At 43.4% G+C, this 19,541-nt stretch carries 13 protein-coding genes; 7 read left to right on the top strand and 6 right to left on the bottom strand.

The features are described 5' to 3' along the window. The first annotated feature begins 1 nt into the window (after position 1). Positions 2-2,038: a hypothetical protein gene (locus tag NH399_RS06385; protein WP_253037869.1), complete on the top strand. Its 2,037-nt coding sequence runs from the start codon at positions 2-4 to the stop codon at positions 2,036-2,038. 109 nt (positions 2,039-2,147) lie between these two features. Here the strand turns inward: NH399_RS06385 and NH399_RS06380 are convergent, their stop codons facing one another. Continuing rightward, a complete protein-coding gene (locus NH399_RS06380) occupies positions 2,148-4,331 on the bottom strand; it encodes a TonB-dependent siderophore receptor (RefSeq protein ID WP_253037868.1) in 2,184 nt (727 codons plus the stop codon). A 397-nt stretch (positions 4,332-4,728) separates the two neighbouring features. On the opposite strand from NH399_RS06380, the gene NH399_RS06375 reads away from it, so the two are divergent. Together NH399_RS06375 and NH399_RS06370 are read left to right on the top strand one after the other, a co-directional pair. Beyond that, positions 4,729-4,962, top strand: coding sequence for a hypothetical protein (locus tag NH399_RS06375; protein WP_253037867.1), 234 nt, complete (start codon positions 4,729-4,731; stop codon positions 4,960-4,962). Positions 4,963-4,977: 15 nt separating this feature from the next. Further along, a complete protein-coding gene (locus NH399_RS06370; RefSeq protein WP_253037866.1) occupies positions 4,978-5,229 on the top strand; it encodes a hypothetical protein in 252 nt (83 codons plus the stop codon). A gap of 24 nt (positions 5,230-5,253) precedes the next feature. Here NH399_RS06370 and NH399_RS06365 read toward each other — a convergent pair whose 3' ends face one another. The 4 genes from NH399_RS06365 to NH399_RS06350 all read right to left on the bottom strand — a co-directional run bounded on the left by NH399_RS06365 (position 5,254) and on the right by NH399_RS06350 (position 9,574). Further along, positions 5,254-5,685 carry a CBS domain-containing protein gene (locus NH399_RS06365; protein ID WP_253037865.1) on the bottom strand — a complete coding sequence of 144 codons (432 nt, stop codon included), beginning with the start codon at positions 5,683-5,685 and terminating at the stop codon, positions 5,254-5,256. 216 nt (positions 5,686-5,901) lie between these two features. Further along, on the bottom strand, positions 5,902-7,278 hold the full coding sequence (locus tag NH399_RS06360) for a YfcC family protein (protein ID WP_253037864.1): 1,377 nt from the start codon (positions 7,276-7,278) through the stop codon (positions 5,902-5,904). A gap of 111 nt (positions 7,279-7,389) precedes the next feature. After that, positions 7,390-8,877: a peptide MFS transporter gene (locus tag NH399_RS06355; protein WP_253037863.1), complete on the bottom strand. Its 1,488-nt coding sequence runs from the start codon at positions 8,875-8,877 to the stop codon at positions 7,390-7,392. Between the two features lie 184 nt (positions 8,878-9,061). Next, complete coding sequence (locus NH399_RS06350) at positions 9,062-9,574, bottom strand: TlpA disulfide reductase family protein (RefSeq protein WP_253037862.1); 513 nt, start codon at positions 9,572-9,574, stop codon at positions 9,062-9,064. Between the two features lie 79 nt (positions 9,575-9,653). Here NH399_RS06350 and NH399_RS06345 point away from each other — a divergent pair, with 79 nt between their 5' ends. Beyond that, positions 9,654-10,265: an alpha-ketoglutarate-dependent dioxygenase AlkB gene (locus tag NH399_RS06345; protein WP_253037861.1), complete on the top strand. Its 612-nt coding sequence runs from the start codon at positions 9,654-9,656 to the stop codon at positions 10,263-10,265. Positions 10,266-10,357: 92 nt separating this feature from the next. Beyond that, entirely contained in the window at positions 10,358-11,347 is a 990-nt protein-coding gene (locus NH399_RS06340; RefSeq protein ID WP_253037860.1) for a YhdH/YhfP family quinone oxidoreductase, read from the top strand. A gap of 55 nt (positions 11,348-11,402) precedes the next feature. Here NH399_RS06340 and NH399_RS06335 read toward each other — a convergent pair whose 3' ends face one another. After that, entirely contained in the window at positions 11,403-12,947 is a 1,545-nt protein-coding gene (locus NH399_RS06335; RefSeq protein WP_253037859.1) for a bifunctional diguanylate cyclase/phosphodiesterase, read from the bottom strand. A gap of 539 nt (positions 12,948-13,486) precedes the next feature. Here NH399_RS06335 and NH399_RS06330 point away from each other — a divergent pair. Together NH399_RS06330 and NH399_RS06325 are read left to right on the top strand one after the other, a co-directional pair. After that, positions 13,487-16,129, top strand: a complete 2,643-nt coding sequence (locus NH399_RS06330) for a PD-(D/E)XK nuclease family protein (RefSeq protein ID WP_253037858.1) — start codon at positions 13,487-13,489, stop codon at positions 16,127-16,129. After that, positions 16,126-19,530 carry an exodeoxyribonuclease V subunit beta gene (locus tag NH399_RS06325; RefSeq protein WP_253037857.1) on the top strand — a complete coding sequence of 1,135 codons (3,405 nt, stop codon included), beginning with the start codon at positions 16,126-16,128 and terminating at the stop codon, positions 19,528-19,530. Before NH399_RS06330 ends, NH399_RS06325 begins: the two co-directional genes overlap by 4 nt. The last annotated feature ends 11 nt before the right edge of the window (positions 19,531-19,541 follow it).

Raw genomic sequence — 19,541 nt, 5'->3', positions numbered from 1 at the left:
AATGATTAAAGGATACCTGGTAGGCGGGCTCACTTTGGTTGTAGTTACAGGCTACTTTCTTCTTAAAACTGAGAATAAAAAAGTCAAAGTTAAAAGTGAGAGTGATGAACCTAAAATAATTAATATTGCTCAAAAACTAGCTTCAGACAGTTCGCCTCCATTTGATATGACGTCGCTGAGTACATCACCAGGAGAAGAGTTTGCTAGGTGCAAAAGTCTTTTCTATTCTCTCTCAAGTACTTTTAGGGATATACAAGATTTTAATATTACCTTGCCTGAAGAAATTTCAAGCCAATATTCGAGTGATGAAATTGTTGTTGCGTTGCAGTCGCTAGGTTTGGATGCTCGGCCCTATGCTAATAAAATTCTGGATGCACGTTTCGATTATGAGGAGTTTGATAAGGGATTAATGTCTTCAAATGTGTCCAATACTGAAGCCTATTTAAAAGACTTCCTCGTTGCTGATGAAAATACCAAGTTACAGATGCTAGAAGAACGTCCTATATATGCGCAAAATATCACCTCTCTTTTAGGAGATCAAAAAAGAAACCTTGAGAGCTTGGCATATATTGAAAAAAATAAGGACAAGATAGAAAAAGAATACTATCAGATGGTTAAAAGTGCTTACTTTTCTAACCAAGAAATAAAAGAGCTTATTCGATATATAAGAAATATTGATGCACCTACATCAAGCTTATCTCAAAGATTATCATTAGTCGAAGTGGCCGCTATATTTGGCAACGTGGAGATATTTGAGTTTTTGTTAAAGCAAGATGCGAAAATAGAAAGTACCTATTTGGAACCTAATATTCTTGAGAGAGTGATAAAGTATGGAAAGCTAGAAGAGTCACCTGAGTCTTTTAAGTTGATTCTACAAACTCTTATGAATTACAGCTTGCCCTTTAGGGTGAAGGAAGGCAGCCAATACGACCCTCATCGATTGTATATAGGCTCAGGTAATAGAGAGTTTTTTGATGAACTGTCAAATGAAAAAAAGGAGCTTCTAGCCAGTGTTGGAATTGATTTTGAATCTAGAGTCAATGACGAATCCTATCGTGATCTTGCTGAGCCCGCATTAATTGAGAAGATTATAACCTTGTCAAATGAACACTTGTATTCTAAGTCGGGATCTTCAAAAGCAGAAGCCGATGACTGCGTAGCATTTGTGAAGCAAATTTTTCGGAATCTATTGAAGCATGATTTGCTACAAGTTATTCGTGACGCCGATTCCATGTACTCTGATAGAAAAGACCGACTAGAGTATTTAAACTCGCTGGAGCCCGGTTTGGTCGATGCATATCGAATAATAGAAGAAAACTTGCCTCCTTCATCAGGAAATATCGTCATCAGTCATGAAGAGATTATTTTGGCTACATTGTTGGAGAAAGAAAAGTATCAGGAAGTTGAAGACTTTATCGAGAAACATCAATTTAAAGATTTAGAAATGGAGTCGCTTTTCTGGAAAGTAGCAGGAAAGCAAGGCGTTGATCTAAAGATACTTTTGGATAATCAGTTTATTACTGCTGACGATAACTATTCTAAAGCGGGAAGAGTGACTCCTGAGCAACTTAAGACTCTCATAAACTATGGACTGCCATTTAATAACATGGATAAACGAGAGAAAACTCTCGTTTATTATGCTGCAGGGTATTGTAATATAGAGTTGTTGAGTTATTTAAACCGTCAGGAGTATGCTTATCATAAGAGTCAAGTAGGGGATGACCCTTTGGGTGAAACTATTCGGCGGCTCGGATTATCTTCTCCGCCTTGCTCAAGGGTTAGAGTTAATGGAAAAGATTATTCTCCTAATAAAAATCTTCGCACTCCAGAAAACTTGGTCGCTGAGCTAATGAAGTTTCACCCTAAAATTAATCAACATCACTTGAAAAAAATGGCAGAGCTCAAAGTACTTAATATCGATACCTATAACAAAATTGTAGAAAAAGTCCCTGAGCTGACGGTCTCTGATGATGTTCCTTTCTCTGGCTATTTTATTGGTTTAGATCAAGTGTTTTGGGGTTTTATTATCAAGTTGTAGATGGAAGGATAGTTTTTTGATTAGCTAAAGCATGGATATGTTTTGATTGTTGATTAAAAAGGGCAGGTTAATAAACCTGCCTTTCTGGGACGTTATTTAGAATAATCGATTAAAAGTTATAACGGAAAGTCGCCTCATAAGTACGCGTTTCTTGTGGCACTTCTAACTGACTCAAACCGCCTAAGCCTGCATGAAAATGTTCTTCATCCAAAAGGTTGTTAACACGGAAGAAAATTGAGAAGTTTTCGAATACATTATCAAACCCGGTATAAAGATTCACGAGTGTGTAACTGTCGACGGTTTGGCCTGCAAGGTTGCCAATCTCCGAGCCGGCGGTTTTGCTGTGATTGTGAATGCTGGGAGAAATAAACCAACTGCCTAAGCGATAAGTCGAGCCGAGTTTCAATTTGTTCTTCGCTGTAAATGGTAAGGCCGCAATACCAGAACCTTGATCGAAATCACCGTCAACATAACTAAAGCTACCCCATAAATTAAGCGTGCCATCACCAACCTGATCCTGATAAATAAAAGATAAATCGGCTCCCGTAGCTTCTAATGACCCTATATTGTCATTGAATTGAGTAAAGGCAATGTTACCGCCAGGAATAAAGCCGGGTTGTTGTGGATTCGCTGCCGTTTGGCCTATCAAGTTCTCTGCTTCTTCTTGATACACAGTTAACGTAATGTTTAGGTTATCTGTGGCGCGATAGTTGGCATTAATTTCGAGTGTCTGCATTTCTTCGGGTTCGAGATCGATATTAGGGATCTGGAAGAAGAAGCTTTGATAAATGCCGTTGGCATCGGGCACGGGAACAAATGAGCCAAAGTGTTCGTAAGTACGCAATGGCGAGGGAGCCAAAAAAGCTTCGCCGTACAAGACTTTAACATTGAGCTTTTCGGTTGCTTTAAATACCAAACCAGCCCGAGGATTTAGAGTGTTGCCATAAGTAGAGCTGTCGTCGTAACGTAAGCCAAATACAGAGCTTACTTTGTCAGTCCATTTTTCTCGCCACTGAACAAATGCGCCCGTATTATCGTAGTCAATTCTAAATATCTTGATGGGAAGATCAGTTCCACCATAAAGAAAGTTTTGACTGGCAGTGGGTACGTCGGGGTTAAAAGGAAAGGGCAAGTCTGCCGTTTTAGGTAATGAACTAAATTGCTCCCACACATAACCGACTATTATTTGAGTGGTTTCTGATGGGTTGTAATAAAATTGTTGCCCTAGCTCAAACTCGCTACCTTTGGCGTATTTGTAGCCGTGAACAAACTCAGTAAATATATTAGTAAAAGATGACGTTGGAGCAACTTCATAAGTTGAATAGCTGATTTGGATATCTGAAGAAAGCTCGTCATTAAATTTTACTCGAAAAGTTGAGTAAATATTTTCGATTTCTGTCTGCCAGTGTGGAAACTGCCCGTAGTCTACAATATCAGCAGTATCACCAGCAGCAGTAGAGTGTCGGAACACTTTTTTGTTAAAGCCTAATTTATAAGTATCTGCGTAGAGTAAGTTGGCAAACAAACTTTTACTTTTGGTTGGGTATTCTCCCAAGACACGGTCTTGACCATTAACCACCGTATTGCCACCAAAAGTGACCAGGTCATTAGCCGGATAAGAATTGGGATAGATCGCTGCGAGGTTTTGATGATCGCCTTCTTCTGTATGACCTCCAACAAATAATTTCAGGTCTTCAGAGAAGGCGTGAGCGTAGTGGAAGTCGGCGTAACGAAGGCCATCACTGCCTGTTCTTGCGGCTACTGATGAAGTGGCACTCTCTGGATCTTGGTGCGTAATGATATTGATTACACCAGTAAATGCATCGGCACCATACAGTGCTGACGCTGGACCATAAACCACCTCGATTTGTTTTACATGATAAAGAGGGAAGTTATAGTTGATCGGTATTTCTTCTCCCGTTGGCGAGCTGATTCGTATCCCGTTTTGCAGAATAACGAACTTGTTATTGGCGGTGATACCACGAATCGTCACACGGTTAAATGTTTGGGCATCTGACTGTGATTGAACTTCAAAGCCAGGAAGATCTTTAAGGACATCTTCAAGATGTCGGTAGCCTCTTTCTCTGATCGTCGAAGCGGGGATAACAACCAGAGTACCTGGCGCATCTTGAGCGCTTTCTTTCGAGCGAGAGGCGGTGGTGACTTCTATATTCAACAGATCTTCCAAGGACACGGAGCCAAGGGTATCGTCATCGGGGGTGGCAAGTAATGAGGTAGACAACAAAGATAAGGAAACGGACATCGCAAGTTGATTGGGGGTTAAGCGTTTCATAATTTATCCCTGATTTGTGTTTATTAGGGTATGCGATATAAGCTTAGTAAGAGATTTCAAACACTTCAAAAAAATCAAACACTAAGCGCGACTTTAATGAATAAGTGTAGAAGCTATTTTTTAAACAGGGCAAATTTTGTGCTAAAAAGGATGAGTTTTTATACCTATTTTGTAGAATCTCATGATCTCGAGATATCCTCAGTACGATAAAACGAAAAAGATTCTGACTCCTAAATGTTTTTTGGTTACTCAAGTCATATTTTATTAAGCGTGTGACTCGTTTTATCTAAATCAAGGATGTTTTGTGAAAGACAATAAATGGAGAAATTTAACATTGATATATTAAATGATAATGATTATCGTTTGTATTAATGAAAGGTAAATAGAGAATCCTACTGTGAGCAAATCACCTTGTTATCCAGAACCGTTAGCAATATCCGAAGGGTGTGAGCTATGGCATTGTGCTGATTGTAATTCGTTTCATATACGTTTAGGTGAAACGTCATTACATTTAAGTCATGAGCGTTTTTCGGCATTGGCATCAACATTACGTGATGGAATTCAGGGGCTTAACGCCTTGTATGGAGAACGTGAGGTTGTTGAACATCTACGACGAGGTATACACCATTAGCAAGAGGGAGAATGAATGATGGGCTATCGAATCTACGCATGGCTAAACGAAGGTAAACCATGTTTAAGAATATACAAAGACGACTCTGATACCGCCTGTGTCGAATGGGATTATCAGCTAGCCAATGAGCAGTCGGGTGATGAAGGTAAAGAAATACAACGACTTTTTCGCCAGTTGCTATTGCTCACTTGTGAACAGGAGTTAAACCAAAATGTACGACTGTTTAGGCTGTCATCAGATTCTCTTGCACCCAGCTTTACCACCTAAGAGGGCTGTTAATGGCGCAGAGGATTAGATTTTTGCGTAAGTTTCTAAGAAGTGAATCGAGAGCTTAACGAAATCGCCTGACGTCAAAATACCAACCACCTTGTCATTAGATACAACCGCCAGACAACCGTGGCGGTGATCACGAAAATACAGAGCCGCTTTCAATAAAGGAGTTGATGGCCCCACAGTGGTGACATCGGTATCCATAACCAGCTCAATACTGATCTTTTTTTCCTCTTCTTCCAGATGATGTAATCCCGATTTGTTGGTAATTTCTATTGCCTTTGACAAAACCGACTTTTGGGTCAATATACCAGCAAAGTATCCACTGTCTGCATAGATAATAGGAATATGGCGAATGCCATGATTGCGCATGGTCGTTCGGCCTAAAAACAGACTGTCATTGTCTTTCAGACAAATGGGTTTGACCGTCATGATATCTTCGACAACGTTCATAGCAAGACTCGTTGAGTTGTTCTTTTTCTATTTATAGAAGGCCGATAACAAATCAACAAGTGTCATCTGAGAATTCGTAGGAGTTTTGCTTCAAGAAGAGAGAAGTACCTTACCTCAAAAAACAAATTTAAAGAGGTAAGGCATTGAATATATAGCCAAAGTATTTCAAGGTGCAGCCAACACCGCTGCACCTTGAAAGGCGATGGGTATAGGTGGTTATTGATAACCAATGAGTACGGCAATCACCAAAGCTAAAGCACTTGCGACTAATAGCTTCAATACCAGAGGCCATACGAATCGGAACCAGCGATCATAAGGAATCCCACACATGCCTAAGATACCCATAAGTACCGCATTGGTTGGTACGATCATATTCATGAGCCCATCACCCATCTGATAAGCCAATACGGCGACCTGACGAGAGACACCCACAAGATCAGCGATAGGAGCCATCAACGGCATAGTGACATAAGCCTGACCAGAACCTGAGGGAATAAAGAAGTTGAGTATGCTCTGAATCAACAACATGCCCACTGCGGATAGCTCGGCACCCACGTAAGAAAGCGGTTCTGCCAATCCTGCAACAACCGTATGCAGTACTTGCCCGTCGGTCAGAATCAGCTCAATGCTGCGGGCAAAACCTATTAACAAAGCCGTTCCTGTCAGCTCGGATGCCCCGCTAATAAAAGTCTGTGCTGTTTCATTCACATTTTTGCCTGCAATCAGCATGGTAATAATGCCCAGTACAAAAAACACAGCACCAAGCTCAACGAAATACCATTGGAATTTAGCAATACCAAATACGGTAAGAATCAGTGCGCCTAAAGTAGCAAACAAAACGGCTTTGCGGCGGCCATTCAGTTCTGGATAGTCGCTGGCAGCAGGCGGCTGAGCGTCTGGTACGTCGTAGACCAGGCTGTTTTTAGGATCGAGCTGAACGCTACGTGCATATTTCCATACATGATGAAAACCAATAGCGACTAAAGGCACCATCAAGATCAGTCGATACTCCCACCCTGATGTTGGCGTGACGCCTGCAACCCCTTGAGCAACAAGCACGGTAAAAGGATTAAAAATCGCGGTGCCGTAACCAATACCGTAACCAACAACCATGGTTGCTACTGCTGATACGGTATCCATCTTTAAAGCGACACAGAGCGAAATCAATATGAGTACCAGAGGAATATATTCCTCGGCCATCCCGATAGAAGTTGAGCCTAGAGTAAAGGACAACATCGCCATAAACAGCAACATGGCTGGTTGGTGAGAAAAGCGATTAAGAACTTTGCCTAAAAGAGCGTCAATGGCTCCAGTCGAGCGTAGTACAGCAATCGAACCACCGATCAAAAATAGAAAGAAGATAATACCTTGTGCTTCACCCAATGCACGTGGAATGACGGTGAAAACACTCCAGACTGGGAGGTTCTTTTGTTCTTCCAATACTTTGTAAGTGCCAGGAACAACCAGTTCTTTTCCATTGGCATCAACACTGGTTTCAAAACTACCCGCCGGTAGAATCCAGGTTAATGCATAAGCAAAAATCATCATGGAAAAGAGCAGCACAAGGGTGTGCGGAACTTTTATTGATTTCATTGTTTATTGTATCCAGATAAATAAGTGACAATTTGGTTATCACCGAGATTTTAGTTTTCTATAAAAAAGCCCGGAAAACCCCGGGCTCTTTTTTAATCGTTAAGCAGGCTCTTATTTTACGCCGTGCATCAACTTGTTTACAAAAGGTGCTACCACGAAGAAGAAGATGGCAACAATCAAACCACCCCAGAACAGTTGATCAAATACTGCCGCATAACCTTCGATAGAGCCTGCTTCTGCTTGACCACCACCGCCAGCTGCAATTGCTGCGATACGACCAGCCATGTAGTTAGCCGTTGCAATAGAAAGGAACCATCCTCCCATCGCTAAACCAGTTTCTTTAGGTAGAGCCAGTTTAGTTACCATTGATAGACCAATAGGAGATAAACAAAGTTCACCCATAGTATGAATCAAGTAGCATAGTGCCAGCATCTGCCAAGGTACCTTGCCGTCAACCAACATAAACTGAATAGCGAATACCAGAATGTAGAAACCAAGACCTACACCCAACAGGCCAAACGCAAATTTACGTGGTGTAGAAGGATTCATATTCCACTTATCCAGACGCGGCCACATGTAAGCAAAAATAGGGGCTAGAATAATAATGAATATAGGATTGGCTGATTGGAATAACGTGAAGTCCATCCACTCAGGCATAGACACATAATCACGAGCAAAGAAGTTAAGAGAAGAACCTGCCTGTTCGAACAATGCCCAGAAGAACATGTTAGCAACAAACAAAATCAACATAGCGATGTAGCGATGTAGCTGTTCTTTTGAACCACTTCGGATACCGCTATAAACAAAGTATCCTGCAAGTGCCAGCATCATTACTGACAAAATGATACCTAAGATATGGCTGCGGCTTAACAGGATGAAAACTGGAGCAACCAGAACTGCGGCACCAATCAAAACTTGGATGAAAGATTTCTTACCATCAACGCCTTCAGGTGCTTTACCAACACCGTCTAACCAGCTTTTTAACAGTTGGAATACCATCAGGCCAAGTACCATACCGATACCTGCTGTGAAGAATCCCCATTTGTAGCCGTAAACAGCACCAATCCAGGTACCACAAATGATAGGAGCAATCAGAGCGCCCGCGTTGATACCCATGTAGAAGATTGTGAAGCCAGAATCACGACGAGGATCGCCGTCGTCGTATAACTTACCAACCATGGTCGAAATGTTTGGCTTGAACAGACCATTACCAACAACCAGTAATGCCAGACCCATCAAGAACATCGTTAAGTCAGGAGACAATGACATAAACAGACCAGCAGCCATTAACGAGCCACCGAGCATTATCGAACGTTGGTACCCCAACATCTTGTCAGCAACATAACCGCCTAAAATACCCGTCATGTAAACCATGGAGGTATAACCACCATAGGTTAAACTGGCTTCTGCATCGGCCTGGTTGCCTAAATGTGAGAAAAATTGAAGTGCAACGTATGGTGCGAGGATGGCACGCATGCCGTAGTAGCTGAATCGTTCCCAAAATTCAGCAGAGAAGAGCATCCATAGACCTTTGGGATGACCCATAAAGTCTTTGTGCTCTTTCGGCATCGGTGCCGCATCTGAAACACTGGTTGTCATTGAACATGTTCTCCTGTAATCGTCATTATAATGCTTGTGCGCCGCATCATAGGCGGCTTGCTGCCCCTAAACGACCCTTTATAACCTGTCACGATGTGACGCACAAGATTGACTGAGTCAGGAATTTATGTATTTCAGCCTTATTCAAGCGTTTTTTATAAAAATACCAAGAAATCGGACGTCTCTACTGCGCTGGAGCGGCTTTTTTAGGCAATTTAGCAAGCCCCAAACTGGTACGAACAGCATCCTCCAGCTCAGTGCTGTTGGGATCCGAGGTGCGCAAATGAGCGTGCCAGAAACCCTCTTTATCTATCACTGCGATGGTTGGTGTTCCTGGCACATGATAGGCTTTCATCAAACCGTCGCCATCCAGAGCAACAGTGAAGGTATAACCGTATCGCTTCATGTAAGCTGCCGGATCACCGTCTTCACGAATCGTGATCCCTACCACCTGCAAACCTTGAGGCCCATACTTTTGATGGAGGCGTTCGATTCCGGGTAGCAACTTCTTACAATAGGGACACCAGGTTGCCCAAAATACCATCAGTACGGGTTTGCCTTTTAAATCGCTTAAAGACAGGGATTTTCCCGCCAGTGTTTGCAATGTCCAGGGGGCGGCTTTCGGTGCTGTTGTTGCATTGGTTGATAATGTGCTTAGGAGCAAGACGATTAAAGATAAATATTTAACGGTTCTCATACAGTGCCTTCTTTTTTAAACTGTACCTATTCGAGAGCCGAGATGCAGAAATGTTACGAATAGGTCAACAGGTCTTAACATGAATAATATGGACTTATTTGAACAACCAGGTGAGCAGCAGCTCATAGTGCAGGATGGTGAGTTATGCTCCTATCCTCAATGGTTGGATGCCCATCAAGCCAATGCGATGTTTGGCGAGTTGCAGTCAACTCTAAACTGGCAACAAGAAGTGTTAACAATGTATGGCCGTGAGGTTACCGTTCCGCGTCTGGTCGCCTGGTACGGTGACAAAGATGCAACCTATACCTATTCAGGAAAAATGCATCAACCTTTGCCATGGGCTCAGCCATTGTTACAGTTGCGCGAATTATTACAAACATCATTACAGCAATCATTTAATAGCGTGTTATGTAATCTATATCGTCATGGCAAAGACAGTATGGGGTGGCATAGTGATGATGAACCTGAGTTGGGAGATGCGCCTGTGATTGCATCCTTGTCGCTGGGGCAAAGTCGATTCTTTGATGTTCGTAACAAACGCACTGGTGAAAAACATCGTATCCCTTTGCACAGTGGACAGCTCATTGTGATGAAAGGGAGCTTTCAACAACACTGGCAACATCAGGTGCCGAAACAGCTAAAAATTGATCAGCCAAGAATTAACCTTACCTTCCGTCACATTATCGCCTAAATGCATTTCTATTGCTGAGATTTTGGCTTGCGCCTGTCACTTGCGCAGAGTAGAGTGCCATTCCATTGATGACCAATAAAGAGAAAATACTTATGGGTTTTTTAGCTTGCCGTACATTCAATGAAGAGGGTCAAGTCGCACATCGCCTGGTCGATGATTTAGAGATAGAAGATTTAACTGCTGGAGACACGGTGATCCGTGTTCACTATTCCAGTGTTAATTACAAAGATGCTCTAGGTGCTACAGGTCGTGGCAAAATTTTAAAACAGTTTCCACTCAACAGCGGTATTGATTTAGCGGGCGAAATTGTATCGTCAGAAAACAGTGAGTTTAAACCCGGACAAATGGTTCTGGTTAATGGCTGTGGTATTGGTGAGCAGTTTGATGGTGGTCTGTCGCAATATGCCCGTGTTCAAAGTGATTGGGTGATTCCCATGCCAGAGGGATTGGACGCCAAGTCGGCCATGGCGTTAGGGACCGCAGGATTTACTGCCGCGTTAGCATTACACCGCATGCAAGAAAATAATCAAACGCCCGACAAAGGCCCTATTGTTGTGACGGGAGCCAGTGGCGGCGTTGGCAGCATTGCCGTTGATATATTATCAAACAATGGGTTTGAGGTAGTGGCCGTATCGGGACGAGAAAACTACCGAGAGTTTTTAACTCGCCTGGGTGCCAATGAAGTGATGACCGTTGAACAGCTCATGTTAGGCTCGCGACCATTAGAAAAAGCTCGCTTTGGCGGCGTGATTGATAATGTCGGTGGTGAGGTTCTTTCAAAGCTGATTGCCCACGTTAATTTATGGGGCAATGTTGCCAGCATTGGTATGGCGTTGAGTCATGAACTTGAGGCGACTGTTTTCCCATTTATATTGCGTGGTGTCAGTTTGTTAGGTGTATCGTCAACCAATTGTCCTATGCCGTTGCGCCGACAAATCTGGCAACGTATGGGAAATGAATTTAAGCCGCAACACCTGGACGAGATTATTACCGAAGTGGTGCCATTAAAAGATGTTTCTCGTGTGTTTGATGATTTATTAGATCGCCGATTGAGTGGCCGTATCGTTATTGATTGTCAGTAAACTCACAATCGCTTTGAGTCGTCATGATATGGATGACTCAAAGTTCGCTCTGTGCTCAAGCAATACTTTGATTGATAAAAGAGGATGGTTCAGATAACTGCTTTTGACGATCAAGGTTCATCAAGGTTTTTTCGAATTGCTCGGATGTTAATGGAGCGCAATAAAACTCTCCTCGAATACCATCACAGTTAAGATTCTTTAGTAAGCGCACCTGATTAATTGAGGTGACATCCAGCGCTACGGTTTTAATGTTCAGTTTACCTGTTAGCTGGATGATGGCATCCATCATTAAGTGACAGCCATTGTCTTTTTTAAGTTCGGCAACTAATGAGCTATCAATTTTGATTTTGTGGATTTTGCCTGATGACAATAGTTGAAAGGATGATGGACCAATACCAAAGTTGATCAAGCTGACTTTGCAACCCATGTCGTGAAGTTTTGATAAGGTTTGATAGCCAATGTCGTTCATGGCATACAAATCATTTTCTTCGATTTCGAATTCTAACATTGCTCCTTGAAGATCATGGGTGGTGAGCAACTCGGTGATCAGGGCTGTGCAATAGTCGGAGCACAGCAAATCTTTGTAGAGGGGAATGACGATTCGAGGGACGTTGGTTGCGAGCGATTGCCAATGCTTTAATTGACCGAAAGCGCACTTAATCAACTCTATATTCAAACGGCTCAGTTGATGGCTTCGTTTTGCCGTTTCGTAAAGTGCCGCTTCTGTCGCTAATTCTACTTTAGGCAAGCTGCCTATCTGGCGTACGGCGCACACATCGCCGCTGCCCAGATTTAATTCGGGATGAAAGTGAAACTGCAATTGATTCATACACAATGATTCTGTCAGTGCCTGCTGTTGTTCTGACATTTTGTGCAGCTGTTGGGCAATTTCTGGCGTAAATATCTGTGAGCAGTTACGGCCCGCTCGTTTAGCTTCATACATTGCCAGATCGGCAAAGTGAAGTAGCTCGTCAAAGTTTTCGCCGTCAGTAGGGTATAGGCTCACTCCCATGCTCAATGTAATGGTTAAGGTTAACTCTTTCAGTACAAAGGGCTCGGTCACTGACTGACGAATAGAATTTAAGATACGAAAAATAGCATTAGGATGTTCGATGTCTTCGGCAATCAGACAAAACTCATCACCAGCGAGTCGACACAGCAAGTCACACTGACGCAGGGAGTGGGTAATACGTTCTGTCAAGGCTTTAAGCAGTGCATCGCCCGTACTATGGCCATGAGTATCATTAATGGTTTTAAAGTGATCTATATCAATAAAGATCAAGGCAAATTGAGTTTTATGTCGCTGTGCTCGGTTTATGGATTGCACCACCATCTGCGCCAGAAAGTCTCGATTAGGTAGCTGAGTGAGCGGATCGATTTGAGGCGGAGCAATATCGAGTACTTCGCTGTCTTTGAGGTGATTGCGCTTTTCTAGCTCAGCTTTAAGCGTAATGTTCTGACGAATGAGATTCAGCACCAGTTGATGGTAGTCAACTCCTCCCGGCTGTGCCGAGTGAGAGATAAGTTGAGCTTCCAACTGCTTTAATAGAGGCAATAGCGTGCTATCTTGAGTATCCATCGAGTCCTGCTGATATCTCATGTAACTCTTAATCTCTTAACATTTTTTGTGCCAAAATCTAAAAGAGGTGTGCTCTGAGCTACTTTATGTATTTTTATAGTCTATTTATCTTTGAGTTATTATTTTCAAAAAACAGACTTGAGCAACAATTGAGCACAAAGACTAACACCGAAGGCTGACTCTGTTAATGGTTTTTTAAGTAAATTTATCTTGAATTGCCAATCAATAAAAAAAACAGAAACTTACTTGCGTTTAGTGAGATAATTTTGAATATTGCAAAATTGAGATTGCTGCATTGCTAAACTCAAACGTGGTGATCCATACTGATTGCAATAACACTGGGCGCTAGAGAGTTAGGCTAACGGAAAAAAGCGCGTTAAAATGACGGATAGATAATCCTATTCCCTAAGTATTTCAAGGTGCAGGTAGGTCGCCAGCAAGCGAATCCCCTGAGCTTAGATGGACTAAGTGATTGGGGAGTGCGCAGCCAATACCACTGCACTTAGAAAGGCGACGGGTATATCTTTCAGCCATAATTAAAAGAATAGAGGTTTGTACTTTTGCTGGACTTGGCAACAGAATTCGAAAAACTAGCACAAGGCAATGCTATCTGGGTGACAGCCAGCAATCGCCAAAGCCGTTTCTGGTTACAGGAATACCACGAATATCAGTCGCAATCTCGACCCGCCTGGCCTAGTCCAAGAATTGTTCCCTGGTCTGCCTGGACTCGTTATCTATTAAACCAGTGCGCTTATCATCAATCAGTGCCTACATTACTTACCTCTGCTCAATCTTTATGGCTGTGGGATGAGATCATTAAGCAGAGTCAATACGCTGACTGGTTAATCAGTTCTCAGCAAACCGCAGCCAAGGCTTATGAAGGTTGGCAGCAACTGCAACAGTGGCAACTGCCTTTGAGCAAAGTGCTGCCCGAGTCGGTGGATCACGAAGCCTTTATCCAGTGGGCTCACAGTTATGAACAACAATTAGAGCAACATCGATGGTTGGACGAACAGCAGCTCAACGGTTGGTTAGCAAGTAAGGCACAGCAACTGGCCATTGAGCCTCATCAATCCATCGCTTTTATTGGTTTCCACCAAAAAACACCAGCGCAAGAATCATTAATGAAGCGAGCAGCAGAGACGGCTCCTTCTATTGTCGATACGTTACCGACAGCTGAAGCCATCAGTTTTGGCGGCCAACAATTTAACCAGTTTGATGATGAGTGTCGTGGTATTTGTGATTGGTTGCTTGAACAATTAGAGCGAAAACCAGACGGACAATTTGCCGTTGTTGTTCCTGATCTCGATAAAAAGAGGCAAACCGTCGCCGCTATTTTGCGAGAACATCTGCATCCAGAAACCTTATCTCTGCCTTTGCTTGAGGTACCCCTGTTTAATATTTCTGTGGGCGTGCCTTTGCGCCAGTTTCCTTTCGTTCGTCATACATTGTGTTTGCTTAAGCTGATGGCTGGTTCTATCGAACAGGATGAACTGGCTGAGCTGCTTAAAAGCAGTTTTATTTTTATGCAGGTTAACGAGCGCAACTTATGTCGCTCTCTTGCTTATCAGTTGCCAGACATGCGTCGTCAGCAATGGACTTTAAAACATCTTTTGCACTGGCTCAGTCATCATAAGTTGGCAGAGCAACTTTCTACCTTTATTGAATTACTCACAGAGTTGGTAGAGCAAACGGATTACGAATCAGCACTTTTAGCCCCTGAACTTTGGGCTGCTGAAATGACACAATGGTTGCAACGTTGGCAATGGCCAGGACATACCACATCATCCAGTGTTGAGTATCAGTTGTATCAGCAACTTGTTGAGCAAATCAAGTTGGTGCGTCAGCTCCATCACTTGCAATCAGAGACTTCTTTTAAAACGGTTATTCGATTTTTGGAAGGGCAAATAGAAGGACAGGTTTTTCAGGCTAAGAGTGCTGGCGAGCCGATTCAAATTCTCGGATTATATGAAGCGGTTGGCTTGCGTTTTGATGGCCTTTGGATATCGGGTTTATCCAATGAAGTGTTGCCCGAAGCACCTGCGGCTAATTCTTTTTTACCTTTGTCTTTAGTTCGTCAAAATCAAATGCCGGGTGCTGGCCCTGAGCGAGAATTAGAATATGCTAAAACTTTGCTGGGGGCTTTAACTCAGAGTAGCGAACAAGTTGTGATGAGTTATTTTGCTGGTGATGGTGATCGAGAGTTAGGCCCATGTCGTTTGACTGCGGAGTGGATTGAGCATTGGTCACCTAAAGAAGTGGACTCACGGCCTCTGTTAAGTGTTAATGAAATTCCCTATGAATGGTTCAATGATGGTGTAGGGTGGCGATACGAAGAGTCTTTATTAAAAGGCGGCAGTAGCTTTATTCAGGCGCAGTTTTTATGCCCTTTTAAAGCTTACATGGAATTTCGTCTAGGTATTCGAGAGCAAGAGCAATCAGGCTTAGGTATTGATGCGCGTGATCGTGGGCATGCGGTTCACAAAGCACTGCAAATTCTTTGGGAGCAACTGCAACGACAAAGTACTTTACTGCAGATGAGTGAAGAAGACTTGTTGGGGCTGGTTGACGATACCTTGCAATCCGTGGTCGATTACTCGGTCAGTGATTCAAAAGTTGAACGGCGTTTAGAAATCGATCGTTGCCGAGAGGTAATTCTTGAGTTATTCGAATTAGAAAAACAACGACCGGGCTTTCAAGTAATAGAAAGAGAATCCGCTGTTAATATTCAGATTCAGGGAATGACCATTTCTGGACGCATTGATCGCATCGATCAGATTGACTCTGGCCAGAAGGTTATTGTGGATTACAAAACCGGAAGTCCCAAAACATCGTTATGGTTTAGTGAGCGTCTAGGTGATGCGCAGCTACCTTTGTATGCCTTATCCGATAAAGATAATGTGGGGGGCCTTTGCTTTGCTCGACTAAAACCAAGAGAAGTCGGCTTTGCCGGTGTGACAGAAGAAACTGACTGGCTACCGGGAGTGAAAACCGTCGATAAGCAACGGGTTGCTCATCCTCCTGAATCCTGGAATGACTTTTTGCAACAAGTTGAATCAAAGCTCCATGTCGCCATTACAGAAATACAAGATGGAGAGGCCAGTGTGACGCCTGCGCGCACACTCAATGCTTGTAACTTTTGTCCTTATGATTCTGTGTGCCGTATTAATGAAGTTGAGCAGTCACAGGAGGCTTCCTTATGAGTTTAAAAGATGCCTTTGCACGTCAAGAAGCGCTACGAACCGATTGCTCTTTTATTGTTCAGGCTCCCGCAGGGTCAGGCAAAACGGGTTTAATTACTCAGCGTTTTTTAGCGCTGCTTAGCATTGTAGAGCAGCCAGAAGACATCCTGGCGATTACCTTTACGCGTAAAGCCGCCAACGAAATGCAACAGCGAATCATCGAAGCTTTAGAAGCAGGACATCAACCGGAGCCTGAAGCTGAGCACGAAAAAAATACCTGGCGTCTGGCGCAAAAAGCATTGGCTCGCGATCAAGAAAAGCTTTGGCAAATCATCGATAATCCCAAGCGTCTAAGAATACAAACCATTGACAGCTTTTGTGCTTCTGTTGTTAAGCAAATGCCGTTACTGGCTCGTTTTGGCGCGCAGCCAGGCATTGAAGAAAATGCTCAGGCTTTGTATTTGCGAGCTGCCGAGTCTTTTATCGAGTATGTATTGTCATTAGTTGATGACAGTGAAGAGGTGGAACATCTAGCGGTATTGTTGCGCTATCTGGATAATCGAGTTGATTGGTTGGTGAGTCTAGTAGCGTCCATGCTAGCAAGGCGCGATCAATGGATGCGTCATTTTTATACCGACCAAAAATTGCTGAATCAAGACATTCTCGAAGGTGCTTTAGCCCAATTGGTAGGCGCTGAGTTAGGGCAATTGGCTCAGGCTGCTCCCATGCAGCTAGGCTATGAACTGTTTACCTTGTTTCAGGATATTGTTGATCACTATGCCGAGATAGAGGCTGAGCATCCACTGGTTATATTAGCGCAAGATAATCGTTGGCCAGGGGAGCAAGATGAAGAGCTCGAGAGATGGCAAGCGTTAGCCAGTTTCTTGCTTAAACAAGATGGCGGTGTCCGTCGCAGTTTTACTGCTAAGCAAGGTATTCGAGCGCCTTCTGCGGTAAAGAAAGATAAAGAGCTTTCAGAAAAATTAAAAGAGCAAAAAAGCAAGCTTAAAGAATTATGCCTCGAGTTAGAAAACTATCCTGACTTTGTATCTATGCTTGGGCAAACATTGCAGCTCCCTCATGCTCGCTACAGTGACGAACAGTGGCAAATTATTCAATCGCTTAATGTCTGTTTAAGTTTAGCGGTTGCCTTTTTACGCGTTGAGTTTCAACAGCAGGGCAAAGTCGATTTTGTTGAGCTGTCACAATCGGCCCAGCATGCTCTAAGCGATGAAGTCGGAGTGACTGAGTTGGCTATGAAGTTGGATTATAAAATTCAACATATTTTGGTAGATGAGTTTCAGGACACCTCTCATGGTCAATATGAACTGCTAAAACTCTTAACGCAAGGATGGACTCCGGACGATGGTCGCACATTGTTTGTGGTGGGTGATCCTATGCAATCCATTTATCGCTTCCGTGAAGCGGATGTAGGGCTGTATCAAAAATGTTGGCAGCAAGGATTGGGAGAAATTTCACTTCATACATTGAACCTGACCACTAACTTCCGTTCTCAAAGCCAAATTGTGCAGTGGGTTAACAACACCTTTGAAAAAGTATTCCCGCAACACGAAGATGGAATGTTAGGCGCGGTGAGTGTGAGTCATGCCGATTTTATTGAGGATAAAACCGGTGGCGACATTCATTATGAGCATGTATTTAATGTCGATGCTGATTTTCAATCGCGGCGCGTAGTTGAGCTCGTTGAACAAAAAAGAACAGCCGATTCCGAACAAAGTATTGCAGTGTTGGTAAGAGGCAAAGCCCACGCTCAGAGTATCATTCGGCAGTTAAAAGACAAAAGTATTCCGGTTCATGCCGTTGAAATGGAACGACTGCATGAACGACCCATGATTCAAGACTTACGCAATTTAACGCGCATTATGATTAATGCCAGTGATCGGCTGGCCTGGGTGGGATTGTTACGCAGTCCATTCTGTGGGTTAAGTTTGCCTTCGATTCATCAGCTTGTCTCTTTGCAGCCCATGTCGATGTTATCTGCGATGGTAACTTTGTTGGCAGACAGCGCACTGCCTGCTGATGAAATGCAACGTCTGGAAAACTTTTATCGTCGAATTCATGACAAAGTGGATAATGCTGACCGTCATCTATTGAGTGATCTGGTTAAGTCTGCCTGGATAGCGCTGGGCGGTTTGTCATTGAATCGCGAGCCTAGAGATTTACTCGACGCCGAACAGTTTTTTCAGGTACTGCAGGATTGGAGTGGAAGGGGAGCGATTAACAAAGTGGCTCAACTTGATGAGATGATCGCCAGTTTGTTTTCACAGTCTGATGCTTCTGTTGCAGACAATCCTGTGCAAATCATGAGTATTCATAAGTCGAAAGGCTTAGAGTTCGACGTGGTTATTATTCCTCATCTGGAGAAAATGTCGCAACGGGATGCCGCGCAATTGATCCTGTGGCAGGAACTACCCGAAACGGAATATCAACACAATTTTGTGGTCGCGCCGATGAAAGTGCATCAGCCACAGCAGGATAATATTTATCACTTGTTGGATCGTATTCATCGTAAAAAATCTTTTTATGAAAACGGCCGTCTACTTTATGTGGCTGCAACACGGGCGAAAAAATCTTTAACTCTGTTAGCACAAAGCAAAGCGACGGTTAAAGACGACGAAGTTAAAGTGAGTAAACCGCCAGCCGGGTCGTTGCTGGAGCAACTTTGGCCAGTTGTGCAAACCGAGGTCGAAACCCTGGCTCAAGACTTTCAGGAAGCAGACGAAGAGATTTCTGACACCGCTGTGACTGAGCCACGTTTCCGTCGAATGGATACATCAATTGAACCCATGCTGCCCGAGTCGCCACTACCAGAATGGTGGCATCGTGATACTTTGGCCAGTGAAGAGCCTGATATCGAGTTTGACTGGGCCAGCCCGAATGCGCCTTTGCTGGGCTCACTTATTCATTACTATTTGCAGTTGATGGCGGAGCAGGGCCTTGATCAGTGGAGTGAAGAGGAGATTTATCGCCGCAAGGGGCACATGAGGCGCTATTTTGTTCAGGCTATGGTGGCTGATGAAGATATCGATGCGTTGATTGCTGCCTGTTGTGAGGCGTTAAAACGCACTTTATCGGATGATCAGGGACGCTGGATATTGGCTTCCTATTCTGAGCAAGCCTGCGAGCAGTCTTTAACCATTAAAGAAAACAATCAGTTCGCCACTTTTGTGATTGATAGAACCTTTGTTGATGAATCCGGCGTGCGCTGGATTATTGATTACAAGACCGGGCGTCACCAGGGTGGCGGCCTGGATCAGTTTATTGACGATGAATTAGAGCGTTATCGGTTGCAGCTAAAGAAGTACGCGAATATCTACCGAAAGCTTGAGTCTCGGCCCATTCGTTGCGGGCTTTACTTTCCTTTTCACGGAAAGCTGGCTTTGTACCCAGAAAGTTTTTAGAATAGGTCCGA

Source organism: Pleionea sp. CnH1-48, from assembly GCF_024124665.1.
Taxonomy (GTDB): Bacteria; Pseudomonadota; Gammaproteobacteria; order Enterobacterales; family Kangiellaceae; genus JAMXSB01.
This window is presented reverse-complemented; position numbering and strand designations above follow the sequence as displayed.